At 64.8% G+C, this 16419-nt stretch carries 14 protein-coding genes; 12 read left to right on the top strand and 2 right to left on the bottom strand.

What is annotated here, in order from left to right:
- Nucleotides 1-365: 365 nt before the first annotated feature.
- The 7 genes from BWQ92_RS12730 to BWQ92_RS12700 all read left to right on the top strand — a co-directional run bounded on the left by BWQ92_RS12730 (nucleotide 366) and on the right by BWQ92_RS12700 (nucleotide 7767).
- Nucleotides 366-1775, top strand: a complete 1410-nt coding sequence (locus BWQ92_RS12730; protein WP_076799978.1) for an MFS transporter — start codon at nucleotides 366-368, stop codon at nucleotides 1773-1775.
- Between the two features lie 87 nt (nucleotides 1776-1862).
- Nucleotides 1863-4214, top strand: coding sequence for an arylsulfatase (locus BWQ92_RS12725; RefSeq protein ID WP_076799977.1), 2352 nt, complete (start codon nucleotides 1863-1865; stop codon nucleotides 4212-4214).
- A 295-nt stretch (nucleotides 4215-4509) separates the two neighbouring features.
- Entirely contained in the window at nucleotides 4510-5361 is an 852-nt protein-coding gene (locus BWQ92_RS12720) for a formylglycine-generating enzyme family protein (RefSeq protein ID WP_076799975.1), read from the top strand.
- Between the two features lie 12 nt (nucleotides 5362-5373).
- Nucleotides 5374-5769: a YidH family protein gene (locus BWQ92_RS12715; RefSeq protein ID WP_076799974.1), complete on the top strand. Its 396-nt coding sequence runs from the start codon at nucleotides 5374-5376 to the stop codon at nucleotides 5767-5769.
- A gap of 2 nt (nucleotides 5770-5771) precedes the next feature.
- Nucleotides 5772-6119, top strand: coding sequence for a DUF202 domain-containing protein (locus BWQ92_RS12710; RefSeq protein ID WP_076799972.1), 348 nt, complete (start codon nucleotides 5772-5774; stop codon nucleotides 6117-6119).
- Nucleotides 6120-6191: 72 nt separating this feature from the next.
- On the top strand, nucleotides 6192-7181 hold the full coding sequence (locus BWQ92_RS12705) for an EAL domain-containing protein (protein WP_236782947.1): 990 nt from the start codon (nucleotides 6192-6194) through the stop codon (nucleotides 7179-7181).
- A 166-nt stretch (nucleotides 7182-7347) separates the two neighbouring features.
- Nucleotides 7348-7767 (top strand): hypothetical protein, encoded by a 420-nt coding sequence (locus tag BWQ92_RS12700; protein WP_076799969.1) that lies wholly within the window; start codon nucleotides 7348-7350, stop codon nucleotides 7765-7767.
- A gap of 144 nt (nucleotides 7768-7911) precedes the next feature.
- Here the strand turns inward: BWQ92_RS12700 and hxlA are convergent, their stop codons facing one another.
- Entirely contained in the window at nucleotides 7912-8535 is a 624-nt protein-coding gene (gene hxlA, locus BWQ92_RS12695; RefSeq protein WP_076799340.1) for a 3-hexulose-6-phosphate synthase, read from the bottom strand.
- 176 nt (nucleotides 8536-8711) lie between these two features.
- Between hxlA and BWQ92_RS12690 the strand changes: the two genes are divergently transcribed.
- The 3 genes from BWQ92_RS12690 (at nucleotide 8712) to BWQ92_RS12680 (ending at nucleotide 11644) form a co-directional block, all read left to right on the top strand.
- Nucleotides 8712-10052 carry a helix-turn-helix transcriptional regulator gene (locus BWQ92_RS12690; RefSeq protein ID WP_172804357.1) on the top strand — a complete coding sequence of 447 codons (1341 nt, stop codon included), beginning with the start codon at nucleotides 8712-8714 and terminating at the stop codon, nucleotides 10050-10052.
- A 41-nt stretch (nucleotides 10053-10093) separates the two neighbouring features.
- Nucleotides 10094-10666, top strand: coding sequence for a GNAT family N-acetyltransferase (locus BWQ92_RS12685; RefSeq protein ID WP_076799967.1), 573 nt, complete (start codon nucleotides 10094-10096; stop codon nucleotides 10664-10666).
- A gap of 168 nt (nucleotides 10667-10834) precedes the next feature.
- Nucleotides 10835-11644: an IclR family transcriptional regulator gene (locus BWQ92_RS12680; RefSeq protein ID WP_076799965.1), complete on the top strand. Its 810-nt coding sequence runs from the start codon at nucleotides 10835-10837 to the stop codon at nucleotides 11642-11644.
- Between the two features lie 91 nt (nucleotides 11645-11735).
- Here the strand turns inward: BWQ92_RS12680 and BWQ92_RS12675 are convergent, their stop codons facing one another.
- Nucleotides 11736-12941, bottom strand: coding sequence for an NAD(P)/FAD-dependent oxidoreductase (locus BWQ92_RS12675; RefSeq protein WP_076799963.1), 1206 nt, complete (start codon nucleotides 12939-12941; stop codon nucleotides 11736-11738).
- A 342-nt stretch (nucleotides 12942-13283) separates the two neighbouring features.
- Between BWQ92_RS12675 and BWQ92_RS12670 the strand changes: the two genes are divergently transcribed.
- Entirely contained in the window at nucleotides 13284-15182 is a 1899-nt protein-coding gene (locus BWQ92_RS12670) for a BCCT family transporter (protein WP_076799962.1), read from the top strand.
- Between the two features lie 106 nt (nucleotides 15183-15288).
- On the top strand, nucleotides 15289-16419 hold the full coding sequence (gene moaA / locus BWQ92_RS12665) for a GTP 3',8-cyclase MoaA (protein ID WP_157365149.1): 1131 nt from the start codon (nucleotides 15289-15291) through the stop codon (nucleotides 16417-16419).

Genomic DNA, 16419 nt, shown 5'->3' with positions numbered 1-16419 from the left:
CGACGGCGCAAACAGTGAGTGTGCGCACAGCGCAACAAGGCTGACTGTGATTTATACGACAAATCCTATTGACAGCGCGAACACTGCCGTTCAGACTGTTTCACATAGGAAATGTTGTTGCTTCTACCGCAACCACGCCCTAGAGGGTCTGCGTCACCCCAATGCGGACCAGCGGGATTTGAAGGGAGCAACACATCCCCTGCTCTGCGTCCCGACCCCCTGATCGACCATTCGCCCTTTTCTTCCAAAAGTGGCGCAACCCGTAGAAGCCGTTGAACGTCACGACGAAGACGCGTGCCTTCAATTCCGGCCTTCGCCCGCGCCCTGCCATTCCTACTCCACCGAAAGTGATTGTGAGGAGACCCATGAGTTTCAGATCAGTAGACGAGGCCCCCATCCGGGGCTTCCATCGCAAGCTCATAGTTGCGTGTTCAGGAGGCCCCCTGCTTGACGGTTACCTGCTCGCGATTGTCGGCATCGCACTTCCCGGCATCACTAGAGAAATGCATTTGCCAACGAGCACTGAAGCGATGATCGGCGTCGCCTCACTGATTGGCATGTTCTTCGGCGGCCTGATCTGCGGCCCGCTGACGGACCGCATTGGCCGAAAACCCATGTACACCCTCGATCTGCTTGTCCTGATCGTCACCTCGGTGCTTTCAATCTTTGCCACCGAAGCCTGGCATTTGATCATCCTGCGCTTTGTCATTGGCGCCGCTATCGCTGCCGACTATCCCATTGCCACCGCGCTGCTTTCTGAGTGGCTCCCGACCAAACGGCGAGCCCGCATGTTCAGCGCAGTAATCATCATCTGGTACATCGGCGCGTCCCTGGCCTACCTGGTGGGGTATCTCATCAACGAAGTGATGGGCGACGACGGCTGGCGCTGGATGCTCGCAACCGCCGCGGTGCTTGCCACGATCGTCTTCCTGCTTCGTGTGGGCACGCCGGAATCACCGCGGTGGCTGGTCGGCGCCGGACGCATCGACGAGGCCTGCAAGGTCATCGAGTCCACCCTTGACACCAAGGTGACACCCGCTGAACTGGCAGGCTCCATGCCCCTCTCGAACGAAGGGCGGGGCAATATCGCCGACCTCTTCCGCGGGATTTACCTGCGCCGCATGGTCTTCATCGTCGTCTTCTTCACCTGCGCGATCGTACCGCTGTTTGCATTGCTCACCTTCGGTCCGCAATTGCTGGGATCGCTGGGCATGGAATCAGGCAACGAGGCGAACCTCGGAACAGCCCTCATCAACCTCGTGTTCGCGATCGGCTGCCTGCCGGCCATGCGCATGCTCGACAACATTGGCCGACGCAAGACCATCATCTGGTCCTTTGGCCTGATGGTGCTCCCGCTGCTCGCACTGGGGGCGTGGACTAATGCCCCGGGTCCGTTCGTCGTAGGCTTCTTCTGCCTGTACGCGCTGTTCTCCGGAGGCCCGAGCATCCTTGAGTGGGCCTATCCCAACGAGCTCTTCCCAACCCGCATTCGCGCCGCCGCTGTGGGGATGGCCGTTGCACTGACCCGCTTCGGTGCCGCTATCGGAACCTTCCTGGTCCCGCTCTCCCTATCAACCCTGGGCACGTCGACGACGATGTACATCGGCGCGGGCATCACGTTCATCGGCTTTCTCGCCTGCATCGCCTGGGCTGAAGAAACCCGGAACCGCTCGCTGGAAGAGACCGGTGCGATTGAGGTGATGGCGACGTCCCCTCAGCCTGCGCCCATCTCCACCGCCGGCAGTAACCCCAGGCAGGGCGCTGACATCACGTAGCGAAGCAAGCAGGCCATTGGCTACCTCCCCAGCCGCGTCCCACAGGCGCGAATCACTCACCCACAGACCAAAAGGAGCAGCAAGACAATGACCGAGATTCGCGAGATCCTCCCGATCCCGGAGCGGAACCGGACCGTGACCACGGCAATGGGCATCCACAATCAGGAGAGCGCGTTCACCCCGGTGGCTCCGCTCAGGGCACCCGAAGGTGCTCCCAACGTGGTGATCGTCCTGATCGATGACATGGGATTTGGTGCCTCGAGCGCCTTCGGTGGCCCCTGTGAGATGCCGACGGCGGACAGGCTGTCCGACGATGGCCTCCGGTACAGCCGCTTCCACGTCACGGCGTTGTGCTCCCCTACCCGCCAGGCGCTCATGACTGGCCGGAACCACCTCTCCGTCGCCATGGGAGTGACCACCGAGATGAGCACGTCCGCCCCCGGTTACACCGGTTTCCGCCCGGCCAGTGCCGCCACGATTGCGCAGACGCTTGGCCAGAACGGCTACAGCACGGCCGCATTCGGAAAGTGGCACCAGACCCCTCCGCGGGAAGTCAGCGCTTCAGGTCCCTTTGACCGTTGGCCCATTGGTGAGGGTTTCGACAAGTTTTACGGCTTCATGGGCGCCGAGATGAACCACTGGTACCCCCAACTGTTTGACGGAACCACTCCTGTGGAACCGGACCGGCTGCCAGAAGATGGCTATCACCTCTCCGAAGACCTCGTCGATCACGCCATCGACTGGGTCCGCACGCAGAAGACACTCACGCCGGAGAAGCCGTTCTTCAGCTACATCGCTTTCGGCGCCACGCACGGTCCCTTCCATGTCGGCAAGGAATGGAAGGACAAGTACCGCGACCGCTTCAACGGCGGCTGGGACGCCCAGCGCGAAGCGACCTTGGCCCGGCAGAAGGAACTTGGCATTGTCCCGGAATCTGCCGAACTCGGGCCCTGGGCCGATGTCGTGCCGCACTGGGACGAACTGAACGGCACAGAACGCCGCGTCGCCGCAGCCTTCATGGAAACCTACGCAGGTTTCGCCGAGCACACGGACCGGCAGGTGGGGCGCTTCGTGGACGCTCTAAGGGACATCGACCAACTGGACAACACCCTGTTCATCTACATGCTCGGTGACAACGGTGCTTCGGGCGAAGGCGGCATCGAAGGCACGATGCGTGAGCACCTGGTCGGCCACGGTTTTCAGGACAGCACCGAAACAATGGCCAACGAGATCGATGCCCTGGGGGACGCAACTACCTACGCCATCTACCCTGTCGGGTGGGCGCTGGCCATGAACACCCCATACCAATGGACAAAACAGGTCGCCTCGCACTACGGCGGCACCCGGGACGGCATGATCATGAGCTGGCCCCAAGGTATCGAAGCCGGTGGCGGGATCCGGCACCAGTGGCACCACGTCATCGACATCGCCCCCACGGTCTTCGAAGCAGCAGGAGTCCCCCACCCTGTTCTGGTCAACGGCGTCAGTCAGCAGCCCATCGAGGGCACCAGCATGGTCTATACCTTCAACGCTCCCGACGCTGAGGACCGCCGGCGGACCCAGTACTTTGAGATGTGCGGAAACCGCAGCATCTACCACGAGGGATGGACTGCAGTCACCCGCCATGGCACTCCCTGGCAAATGGTGCCCGAAGGACTCCCGGCCTTCGACAAGGATGTGTGGGAGCTCTACGACACCCGGACCGACTGGAGCCAAGCGCACGACTTGGCAGAAAAGTACCCGGACAAACTGCGGGAACTTCAGCACCTTTTCCTGATTGAAGCCAGCAAGTACAACGTGTTCCCCCTCGATGACCGTGTCACCGAACGGGAGAACCCGGAAGTGGCCGGCCGGATCGACCTGTTCAGTGGCAGGACCTCAGTGACCTATCGGGGCGGAATGGGGCGCTTTACCGAGGAGACAACCCTTAACGTGAAGAACAGGTCGCACAGCGTCACTGCACGGGTGGACATCCCGGAAGGCGGCGGCGACGGGGTCCTCATTGCGCAGGGCGGGCGTTTTGGAGGCTGGTCCCTGTATGTGGTGGACGGCCACCTCAGCTATGCCCACAACTGCTACGGCCGGGATCTTTACACTGTGCGCTCGGATGAGCGGCTGGAAGCTGGTCCCCAGGAACTTACCTTTGAGTTCCAGTACGACGGCGGCGGCATCGGCAGGGGCGGGGAGGTCCGGCTCGCCGCCGGCGGCAAGGTCGTCGGCAAGGGCCGTGTGGAGCAGACGACCGCCTATTACTTCTCCTTCGATGAAACGCTCAACGTCGGGGTCGACCGCGGCACGCCAGTCACCGACGACTATCTCCCGGTGCACAACGCGTTCACCGGAACAATCGAAACCGTGCGCATCGACCTGCACGACGACGGAACAGAGCAGCACCTCACGGCAACCGACCGGCAGCGCATTGCCCTGGCCCACCAGTAGCCGGCACAACCAGCCAGTACCGGACATCTTCTGACAGGAAGCACACCCGCAAAGCTGCCCCTTCTGTGTCCGCCGTCGGCCTCACCGCATCGGCGGACACAGAAGAATCGAACCAATGCTTGGGAAACCCACGATCATGAACCTGCTGCCCCTCAGCTCCACGAACTACGCTGAACCCCGTGGCCTTCACACGGGCGCCCCTGGCAAGGGCTGCTGCACACCATCCCGTGAACCCCGGCCAACGGAAGACGCCGCCAGGCCTAAGGCGCACTCCACACCTGGTCCCGGGCCGGACATGCACCGTGACATCGAGATTCCCGGTGGGCCCTTCCAGATGGGTGATGCTTTTGGCGAAGGCTATCCGTCCGACGGCGAGACACCGGTGCACGAGGTGCGCGTGGATGGCTTCCGTATCGACGCGACGGCAGTGACCAACTCAATGTTCGCGGCGTTCGTAGACGCCACGGGCTACCGGACAGAGGCGGAGCAGTACGGGTCCTCCGCCGTGTTCCATCTGCTGTGCACGGCGACCGGCAGCGATGTCCTCGGTGCCGCCGCGGGGGCCCCCTGGTGGCTTGAGATCCGCGGCGCCTATTGGGCACACCCGACGGGACCGTCATCGAACTGGCGGGATGTCCCGGACCACCCGGTGGTGCACGTCTCGCACCACGATGCACTGGCTTACTGTGCCTGGGCCGGACGCCGCCTGCCCACCGAAGCCGAATGGGAATACGCCGCCCGCGGCGGACTGAACGGCATGCGCTACGCGTGGGGCGACGACCTCACCCCCGGCGGGGAACACCGCTGCAACATCTGGCAGGGCGCGTTCCCCGCAGTGAACATCCAAGAGGACGGCCACCTGGGTACCGCCCCCGTTATGTCTTTTCCTCCTAACGGCTACGGGCTTTACGAAATGGCAGGCAACATTTGGGAATGGTGCAGCGACTGGTTCCTGCCCAAGTACTACTGGAACTCCCCCACCGACAATCCTCAAGGGCCCACCATCGGCAAGGGGCGCGTTATGCGAGGCGGCTCCTACCTCTGCCATGACTCGTACTGCAACCGCTACCGCGTCGCCGCCCGCACCTTCAACACCCCTGAATCCTCCTCCGGCAACTGCGGCTTCCGCACCGTCGCCACCAACTAGGAAGAACACGACGTGACGCAAACAGCACCGTCCAGCCGACGGCGCAGCGGACTTTCCGCCCGGATCCTGCGCGGAGGCAGCGAACCCGACCCCCGTTTCACCCTTGCGAATGAACGCACCTTCCTCGCCTGGATCCGTACGTCCCTGGCCCTGCTCGCCGGCGGTGTCGCGGTTGAGGCTTTCATGGGAGACCTCTTTAGCCCGGAACTACGCAAAACCGTCGCGGCACTCCTGCTGCTTCTGGCACTCGTGATCGGCGGCGGATCCTTCTTCCGCTGGCTCAACGTCGAACGCTCCATGCGCCACAAGGCGCCCCTGCCCCTGCCCTGGATTGCACCGGTCCTCGCCACGGGCGCCGCCGTCGTGGCCGTCATTGTGGCCGCATTCGTCCTCGCCACGGGCGCCTGACCATGCCCCTGCAACAGCACATCCCCACCCACGGCGACGACGGCCTGCAGCCAGAACGCACCGACCTGGCATGGGGACGCACCACATTGTCGATGGTCATGGCCGCGGCCGTCTTCCTGCGCTGGTTGCCCCATCACGGCTGGTTCGCAGGCACCCTCGTCGCAGCCGCCGTGGTCACCGCCGCCGCTATCCAAGTCACCCGAAAGCGACGGCTCCACGGCGCCATCCGGGGCATTCAGCAAGGACAAATGCCTCCGGACACCGCTTCCACGGCAGCCGTGGCGGCCAGCGTGATCATCCTTGCCCTGCTCGGAATCTACACGGTCGTGTTCCTTCCCTTGGTGCCGTGACCAGCATGGCGGGCCACAATCCCGCAGTCCCCCAAATCGCGGCATTCGCTACCGAGGGGTAGTGTGATGGCCATGGACGAGTCGCCCGCAAACGGTGAACTGACACCGGAGCTGTTCTCCAACGTGGACCGCGCAACCCTTCGGCGCCAGGTGTTGGAGATCATCAGCGACGTCCTCGCAGACTCGGATCCGCAAAAGGCCTGGGCCAGGGAGCAGCTGCTTGACCTCCTGGCGGCCCACATGGATGACCCCGAACAGGCCCTCCTGCACCATCTGATCAGCACCAGGAACGTCCCTGCCTCGTCCCACGAGAATCAGCCGGAAGACTCTTCCGGGGACGTCCCGAGGATGCTGATGACGGCGTTCCAGCCCATCAGGCTGCTGGCCGGCGGAGAAGTGATCGGGGTTGAGGCGCTGTCACGGTTCGTGAGCCATGAAGGGACCAGCGCAGACGTCTGGTTCCGGGGGGCAGCGGCCATGGGACTGGGGCCGGACCTGGAAATCGCCGCCCTGCATCTCGCCCTGGCTGCAGCAGGAGAGATTCCGGCGCACCTCTTCGCGTCCGTCAACCTGAGCCCCACCGCCTGCGCCGACCCCCGCGTTCAGGCGCTGATGCTGGGAGGGGCCGTCGCCCCGGACAGGCTGGTCATCGAAATCATGGGCGACATTGCGGACCGGGAACTCGCGGCCCTCGCCGAGGTCCTGAGCCCGCTGCGCCAGCATGGTGTGCGCCTCGCCGTGGACGGATCCGGGCCGGGCGCCACCTCCGCGAAGCAGATCCTCCATCTGCTCCCCGACATCATCAAGGTCGACCGCGATTTTCTCTGTGGCCCCGCCGCCTCGGGCGGCCGCCCGGCCACGAGCCCCTTCGTTTTAGCCCTGGCCGAGCAGACCGGCGCAACGCTTTCCGCGGAAGGAATCGAAACCCGCGAGCAACTCAACGCCATCACGGAACTGGGAATCTCGAGGGGCCAGGGCTACCTGCTGGGCAGGCCCTCGGTGGACCCGCGGGACTGGGCAGCCTGGACCGGCGATCCTGAGCCGGTGGAAGACCGCGAATAAAGCACGCGGACCCTGGATGCCCGCAACCTGTGAAGCTGGGAATTCCCTCTTAATCTGCCCTGCGGGCTTTTTGTCGCAGCCAAGCGGGCGTAACTTTCGAGAAAGGGCCTTCTCTCCGCTGCACCCGCGCTGGAGATCTCGGCCGCCGGGTCCGGAAGAGGCCAACATGAAGATACTGACACGCAGGGCCGCCGCCGTGGCCGGCATCGCCATCCTCGTGGGCGCGGCAGGCAGCGGAACTCTCTCCGCACAGGGACAGGGCCAGCAGCAGGTGACGGAGGAGGTTGTGATCCTCATATCTGCTGTTTCCCGGGATCACCAGGACCACGGGGAACACCGCCGCAGCACCCATATCCACCGCGCCGACTGGTCGGAGCGGAACGGGAGTTCCCACGGCAGGACCGGCAAGAGCAGGACAGGGCAGAACTGGTCGGCGGAGGTCGGGGTGGAGGCAGCCGCTGAAACCAGGGTGTGGGGCCAGGCCAGCCGTCAGCCATCCGTCAGCGCTGGCGTGGAAGTGGTGCTCAAATCCCTGCCCGGCGTCGATGCCACCGGCGGGGATTCAGCCGAAGAATCGTGCTCCTAGCCGGCCCCGGATGACCCAGCGCCAGCCCGCTCTTCAGCAGCATTAAACGCCGACGGCGGCCCCCACCTTTTGGTGAGGACCGCCGTGCGGCGGGGACTGAAGTCAGCCCCATGTTGCGAAGAGCCCTTTGTTGCGGAAAGGCCCCTAGACGATGGCGGCGCGGAGTTCCTTTGCGGCCTGTGCGGGGTCCTCGGCACCGTAGATGGCGCCGCCGGCGACGGCGACGTCGGCGCCGGCCTTCTGGACGTCACCGATGGTGGCCAGCTTCACGCCGCCTGCCACGGAGAACGGAACACGGGCCTCGGCACCGGCGCGGAGCAGACCGTTCAGGTCGAAGCCGGGCTTGGCCTGCTCGTCCAGGCCGGCGTGCATCTCAACGAACTTCGCACCCAGGGCGCGGACTTCCTTGGCACGGGTGACCTTGTCCTCGATGCCGATGAGGTCAACGACAACGCCCTTGTTGTGGGCCTGGGCTGCCTTGACCGCACCGGCGATGGTGGAGTCGTCGGCGGAGCCGAGAACGGTGACCAGGTCCGCGCCGGCCTTGAAGGCGATGTCGGCTTCGAGCTCACCGGCGTCCATGGTCTTCAGGTCGGCGAAGACGATCTTCTCCGGGTGGGCGTTCTTCACGGCGGTGATGACCGAGAGGCCTTCGGCCTTGATCAGCGGGGTGCCCAGTTCGATGATGTCAACGTGCTCGGCAACCTTGCCGGCCAGCTCGAGGGCAGCTTCGGTGGTCAGGAGGTCGATGGCAACTTGGAGCTTCATGGTGTTTATTCCTTTGCTGGTGAGATCTTTCAGGATTGGTTTCTCCCTGGTTCCATCCTCGAATGCCAGGCGGGTGGGCGCCACGACATTATCGGACGGTCTTTCCCACCCAAAGGGATAGGTGCCATGCCGGATTTCGATACAATGGACAGGTGCCCGCCACTCCCCAAGCCACCATGCCTTTCCCCGTGCCGGAGATGCCGGAGAGCGCAGGTCCGCTGCTGGAGGCCATCGCGCAACTGTCCACGGCTCCGCTCACCGAGATTGCCCAGCGGCTGCACCAGGCCACCCGGCCGTACCTGGACAGTACCGCCATGGTGATTTTTACCGAGGATTGCACAGGCCGGCCGCAGAAGAAGTCCGGCGCGGAGTCCGTCATCAGCCAGGTTTCCATTGCGGAGCTGGACGCCGTCAGATCGTTCCTGGACGGGCATGAAACCTGGCAGGGCCGGGCACCTATCGGCGGGCAGGAGCACCCGGTCCTTGCCCTCCCCTCACCGACGAATGCGTTGCTGGTTCTGGTCGATCCGCGGCCGGCGGCGGGACAGGACGCACCCGGACAGGACGCACCCGGACAAGACGTACCCGGACAACTTGCGGACCTGACGGGACAAGACGTGCCGTGGCTGGTCCGCTACCTGTGGAACCTCGCGGCGGAGCGTATCCGGGAAAAGGTGGCGGATGCACCGCCGTCGTACCTCATCGAGTCCCGGGCGGCGTCCGCCGAACGGGTCAGGGTGACGGCGGAGCTGGTGGACCGGCACTCAACGACGCTGGAGACCCTGCTGGCCGCACTGCGCTCCCCCGCGCTGGCCGACGACGCGGCGCGGAAGTCCGCCACCGACGTCGCCGCCAAGGCCCTGGTGGAACTGCGCACGCTCAACGACCGGACCACCGAACTTGTCGAAGAGCCTGTTGCCACGGCCTTCCAGCGCCTCCGCGAGGATCTCCGCCCGCTCACGCACTTCAGCGGCATCGATGTCCAGTTCATCGAGCCGCCGGTCAACGGCCGGGCACTTCCCGGGGAAGTGGCACATGCTGCCCGGGCCATCGTCCGCGGCCTGGTGCTCGCCATGGTTGAACAGCCGGAAGTACGGCGCATCCGCACCCAGTGGGACTGCGACGGCGAGAACCTCCTCATCAACGTCCGCGACGACGGCATGGGCAATCTTTCCACCGATGCCCCCAGCATCGCCCGGCTGGCGCAACGGGTGGAGGTCCTGGACGGGCGCATGACGATGGACCTGATGCAGGGCTGGGGCGCCGACATCGCCGTCACCCTGCCGCTGGACCCGCCGGGGCGCAAACTGCCCGACGCCGCCGCCTGGGACCTGGGCGAGCGGGAACTGGAGGTGCTCCAACAGCTCGCCGCCGGGCAGCGGAACCGGACGATTGCCGCGAAGCTGCACCTGAGCGAGAACACCGTGAAGTTCCATCTCCGCAACATCTACCGCAAGCTCGGCGCCACGTCGCGCACCGAGGCCATCGCGATGGCGCACAGCAGCGGGCTGCACTAGCGGCCCTTGCCCCCGCCCGAAACCGGTGACAGGGTGGCGGCATGGCGATCGAAGTCCGTCCCGCGACGCAGTTTGAGGACGTGAAAGCGGTGGTGGGGCCCAAACGGCCTGACGCGACCGTCTGCTGGTGCCTGAGCTACCGCATCCCCTCCAAACAGAACCTGGAGCTGCGGGGCACTGCCCGCGGGGACCTGGTCCGGGATCTGCTGACGCAGGATCCGCCGCCCGGCGTGCTGGCGTACGACGGCGGGGAACCAGTCGGGTGGGCGGGTGTCCATCCGCGCGCCGATACCAGCTTCGCCCGCAACCGCCGGATCCCCCACGTGGACGATCTGGAGGTGTGGTCCGTGTGGTGCATCCGGGTCCGCCCGGGGTACCGGGGCCGGGGAATTTCCCACCGGCTGCTGCAGGGCGCCGTCGACTTTGCGCGCTCCTACGGCGCGCCCGCCATTGAGGGCTATCCGGTGGACAACCAGGGCAGGAAGGTGGACCTGACCATGGCCTACGTCGGCACCCGCAGGCTCTTTGAGGCGGCAGGCTTCACCAAGGCCGCCGATACCGATTCCGTCCTCAACGGCTTCCCGCGGGTGCTCATGCGCCTTGGTCTCCGCTGAGCCGGCCGGCCGTTGGATCCAGGAACCGGAATGCACGACGTCGGTAATCGGCTTAACGTAATGTCAGCTAAGTCACACTTTCCCCGTAGGATCAGGAGTGTGGGATCGGCCACGGGGCCGATCCATTCCCGGCAAAGCAGCCGAAGAAACTAACTGAGAGTATGGGTCATGGCTTCGAACATTGTCCTTGAATCCGATGCCGACGGTGAAGGCAGCCAGCAGGGCGGCGTCCAGTCCGTCGATCGAGCCCTCGCTGTCCTGGAGATCCTGGCCCGCGACGGCGATGCAGGCGTGAGCGAAATCGCCGAGGAAATGGGAATCCACAAATCCACCGTATCCAGGCTGCTCGGTTCCCTGGTGACCAGGGAGATTGTTCACCAGAACAGCGAACGGGGAAAATACCAGCTCGGCTTTGGCATCCTTCGCCTGGCCAGTTCCATTCCCGGCCGGCTGAGCCTGGTCCGGGAGGCGCGCCCTGTGCTCGAAAGCCTGGCGGAGGAGTTCAAGGAAACCGTCAACCTCGCCGTTCTCCGCTCCAACTACGCCGTCAACGTGGACCAGGCCATGGGGCCGTCAACCCTGGCCACCTACGACTGGGTGGGCAGCCTGACGCCCTTGCACGCGACGTCGAGCGGGAAGGTTCTGCTGGCAGCGCTGGCGGCAGATGAACGGGAACGCATCCTGGAGGAGACAGGGCTTCCGGCCCGGACCCAGCGGACCATCACCGACCGCGACAAGCTCGAAAAGCAGCTTATCGACGTCGCCCACGACGGTTACGCAGTGGTCCTTGAAGAGTTTGAAATTGGGCTGAACTCCATGGCGGTGCCGGTCTACAACCACCTGGGAACCGTGATCGGCGCGGTCAGCATCTCCGGCCCGGCCTTCCGCTTTGACCCGGAGAAAACACCCGGCCTGATCGATGGCCTGAGCCAGGCCGGCATGAAGATCAGTTCGAACATGGGCTACACCCGGCGTTAAAAACCGCTGGTTGAGCTTGTCGGGGTTTCGACAGGCTCAACCAGCGGTTACAGGTCAACCAGCAGTTGCTGCTCAATCAGCAGGAAGGCGGCTACGGTTTGGTTGCCGCCGCCAGGCCCTGCGGCGTGTCCGCCCGCGGCGCCGGAACGGCCAGGCTCCTGCGCCACTTCGTGAACAGCCGTGGCTGGTTCATGCCCAGGACCGCGACGGGAACGTCTTCGCGGTAGTAGATGGCGAGGAAATTGTGCTCCTGCGGATCGCCCGCCTCAATCTCCAGGCGGTCGTAGCCGGCGGAGTGGCCGGCGAACTGGATCTTCACGCCGTGCTGGTCCGACCAGAAGTACGGCGGCTTCAGCGGCTGAGCCGGGGCGTCGTCGTCGAGCAGGGCCTGCACCGCCAGGGCGGCCCGCTCCAGGGCGCCGGTCCAGTGCTCCACCCGGCGGTGCCTGTCAACAGCGGCGTCGAACCAGGCGGCGCAGTCGCCCACGGCGACGATGCCCGGAACATTGGTGCGTCCCATCGCATCGCACAGCACACCGCCGTCGACCTCCACGCCGGAACCGGCGAGCCATTCAACATTCGGCTCCGCACCGATGCCCACCACCACAACGTCGGCGGCGAGCTCCCGGCCGTCCGCCAAACGGAGCCCCGTCACGCTGTTGCCCGCGCGGTGGAACTCCTCGATGCCGGTGCCACAGACCAGGTTCACCCCGTTGGCCGCATGGAGCCTGGCCACCACGGAACCCATGTCCTCGCCGAGCTGCGCAGTGAACGGGACCGGGCCGTTGTTGATCATGGTCACCTCCATCCCCCGTGAGGCGGCGGAGGAGGCAACCTCGGCGCCGATGAAGCCGGCACCGATCACGATCATGCGGCCACCGGCCACCAACCTGGGCGTCAGCGCCTGGGCATCGGCCATGGTCCGCAGGTAGGAGACATTCTCCAGGCCGGCGAGGGCGGGGATCTGGCGCGCGCGTGCACCGGTGGCTATGACGATGCCGTCGGCAGTGACGGTGCCGCCGTCGTGCAGGCGGATGGTCCGCTCGGCTGCATCCAGTCCAACGGCACCGCCGCCCAGAATCCACTCCGCGTGCAATCCGTCATCATCGGTCTCAAGGAACAGGTCCTCTGCCGTAATGGTGCCGAGCAGGAAATCCTTGGAGAGCGGGGGCCTGTCGTAGGGACGGTGATGCTCATCGCCAATGATGACCAGCCGTCCGGAGAAGCCTTGAGCGCGGGCCGCCCTGGCCGCCGAAAGACCGGCCAGCGAGGCTCCCACAACCGCAAGCGTCTGCATAAATCACTTCTTCCTTAATTGCTTGATGCGCAACGAAAGTCACGATATGCAACAGCGTGGCCCATCTCATATGTAGTGTCAATAAGTGACGGGAGCAACAGCAGGGTCTTGACATAGCGTTGTGACGTAAAGCACTCTGTTGCTGTGGACGAAACGCGTTGATTATCGCGGAACGGTTAAATAAGAGGATCCGTCGCTCCTCCCCCGACGGAACTGCCGCTCCGCATACACGTAACCAAGATTGTCGATGGCGACAATCGAATCCGAGGATGAGCCAACCTGCCGCCGGCGTAACAGCCGGCAGCAGCTGAGCCGCCCCAAATCCAGATAAGGAAACCCCTTATGACAATCAATAGTGACGTCACTATCGATGAAAGCAGTGAAGACGGTCGGGCCTCGGGGGTGGAACCGACCTTGGAACGGGAACCTGTTCCTCCCCAGGAAGACCTGCAAATCCTTCAGGCCCTCCGGGAAACCGAATCAGAGCATGAAGAAGCACGCCGCAGCAGCCAGCTGTTCCGCAAGGGAGGCATCGACAAGGTAGTCTTCGGCGTCGCCGGACTGCTCACGCTCGCCTTTGTTATCTGGGGATTTGCCGGCAGGGAGAACCTGGCCTCCACGTCCCAGGTGGTCCTGGACTGGGTCATGAAAAACACCGGCTGGCTGTTCGTCGCCCTCTCCTCCCTGTTCGTGGTCTACGTGCTGTGGCTGGCGCTGAGCCGCTTCGGAAACATTCCGCTGGGCAAAGACGCGGAAAAGCCCGAGTACTCCATGGTCTCGTGGGTCTCCATGATGTTCGCCGCAGGCATGGGCATCGGCCTGATGTTCTACGGCGTGGCCGAACCGCTTTACCACTACATCTCCCCGCCGCCGGGCACGGTTGACGGCCAGACTCCCGCGGCCATCCAGACTGCAATGGCAACCTCAATCTTCCACTGGACCCTGCACCCGTGGGCCATGTATGCGGTGGTGGGCGTTGCCATGGCCTACGGCACCTACCGACTGGGCCGGAAGCAGCTCGTTTCCAGCATCTTCACGTCCCTGTTCGGCATCAAGCGCGTGGACGGCCCCCTCGGCAAGCTCATCAACATGCTGGCCATCTTCGCCACGCTGTTCGGAACGGCAGCATCGCTCGGACTCGGAGCCCTGCAGATCGGCAGCGGCATGGCCTCCAACGGCTGGATCGGCGGCCAGCTCGCCACCCCCGTGCTCGTGGTGATCGTTGCCGTGCTCACAGCCTGCTTCGTGGCCTCGGCGGTCTCCGGAATCAGCCGCGGCATCCAGTGGCTGTCCAACATCAACATGGTCCTGGCTGCAGTCCTGGCAGTTATCGTGTTCGTTGCCGGGCCAACGCTCTTCATCCTGAACCTGATCCCGGCTGCAGTCGGCGACTATGCTCGGGACCTGGCCGAGATGGCTTCCCGGACCGAGGCCGTCGGCGACGACGCCTTGCGCACGTGGATGTCCGGCTGGACCATCTTCTACTGGGCCTGGTGGGTTTCCTGGACCCCCTTCGTAGGCCTGTTCATCGCCCGCATCAGCCGCGGCCGCACCATCCGCCAGTTCGTCACCGGCGTCCTGCTGGTCCCCAGCATCGTCAGCGTGATCTGGTTCGGCGTCTTCGGCGGTGCTGCCGTCAACATCCAGTCCGCGGCAGATGCCACCCCGGATGCCGGCGACGGCCTGGCCACGATCGTGGACGGGACTCCCTCGATTTCCTTCGACGGTGCCCTGTTCGACCTGCTGCACAACCTGTCCCTGCCCACGGTCATCGCCGCCGCGGTGTCCGTCCTGGCGATGGTCCTGGTGGCCATCTTCTTCGTCACGGGCGCCGACGCAGCCTCCATCGTGATGGGTTCGCTCAGCTCCGACGGTGCTGAAGAACCGCGCCGCGGCGTCGTTATCTTCTGGGGCACCCTCACCGGCGCCGTCGCCGCAGTGATGCTGCTCGCCGGCGGTGACAAGCCCGCCGAGGCGCTCTCCGGACTGCAGCGGATAACCATCGTGTCCGCGCTGCCCTTCGTCATCGTGATGTTCCTGATGTGCTTTGCCCTCACGAGGGACCTGCGCAGGGACCCGCTGTCACTGCGGAGCCGGCTGGTTACATCCGTCGTCGAGCGCTCCATCCGGAGCGGGGTGGAAAAGCACGGAGGCGTCCAGTTCGATCTTGTGACCAAGCACGAATGCGATGAACGGTGCGCCAAGGGTGAGCTTGATCCGAGCGGGGACAAGCACCACTAGGCACCGAGAACACTAAAGACAGAGCGGCCGGAGCCCGGTATCACCGGGATCCGGCCGCTTTCACACTCATCCAAAAACGCCAACCCGGAAAGGGAACCTCAAACTCATGACCGTCCAGCTGGGCTTGCCTGTCCTGCGCAAGGAAGTCCCCAGAACCAGCCTTCTGCAGGCACCGCCGCAGCGGCCGGCCGGACAGCCCTCGGGACTGTTCGACCGTTTCGGCCGGCGTGCCACTGACATGCGGCTGTCGGTGACGGACAAATGCAACCTGCGCTGCACGTACTGCATGCCTGCCGAAGGCCTGGAGTGGCTCCCCCAGCCGGCCGTAATGACGGCTGCAGAGATCGTACGGATCGTGGGGATCGGCGTCGGGCATCTGGGCGTCAGGGAACTTCGCCTGACAGGCGGTGAACCGCTGGTCCGGGGCGACCTCGTGGACATCGTCAGGGCACTCCGTCACCGCCATCCGGATCTTCCCATTTCCATGACAACCAATGCGGTGGGGCTGGACAGGAAAGCGCAGGCACTGAAGGACGCGGGCCTCACGCGGATCAATGTCTCCCTTGATTCCCTGCACGAAGAAACCTTCGCCAAGATCACCCGGCGCCCCTACCTGAACCGCGTGCTGGCCGGCGTCCAGGCAGCCTCGGCCGCGGGCCTCGGCCCGGTCAAGATCAACGCCGTGCTCATGCGGGGCATCAACGACGGCGAAGCAGCGGGGCTGCTGGCATGGGCCCTGGGGAGCGGCCATGAGCTGCGGTTCATCGAACAAATGCCGCTCGACGCCGACCACGGCTGGTCCCGGCGAGAGATGATCACCGCAGCGGAAATCCGGGAGCTTCTGGCCACCGAGTTCGTGCTCTCCCGCGATCCCGGGGAGCGCGACGGCGCGCCCGCCGAACGCTTCCGCGTTCAGCGCCGGAACCCGCTCACCGAAGGAACCGCCGGCCCCGTGCTGGGCACGGTGGGAATCATCGCCTCCGTCACGGAGCCGTTCTGCTCGGACTGCCGGCGAACCCGAATCACGGCCGAGGGCACGATCATGAGCTGCCTCTTCTCCCGCCAGGAGTTCGACCTTCTGGGCCTCCTGCGGGCAGGTGCGTCCGACGACGAACTGGCGCGCCGCTGGGAGGATGCCATGTGGGCCAAACCGAAGGCGCACGGCAGGGAACAGACAGGGCTGGATGCAGACGACTTCGTCCAGCCGGACCGCACTATGAGCGCCATCGGAGGCTGA

Origin of the sequence: Arthrobacter sp. QXT-31 (assembly GCF_001969265.1) — a bacterium.
Lineage (GTDB): Bacteria > Actinomycetota > Actinomycetes > Actinomycetales > Micrococcaceae > Arthrobacter.
Note: the sequence above shows the minus strand (reverse complement) of the source record. Positions and strands in the feature narration are given on the sequence as shown.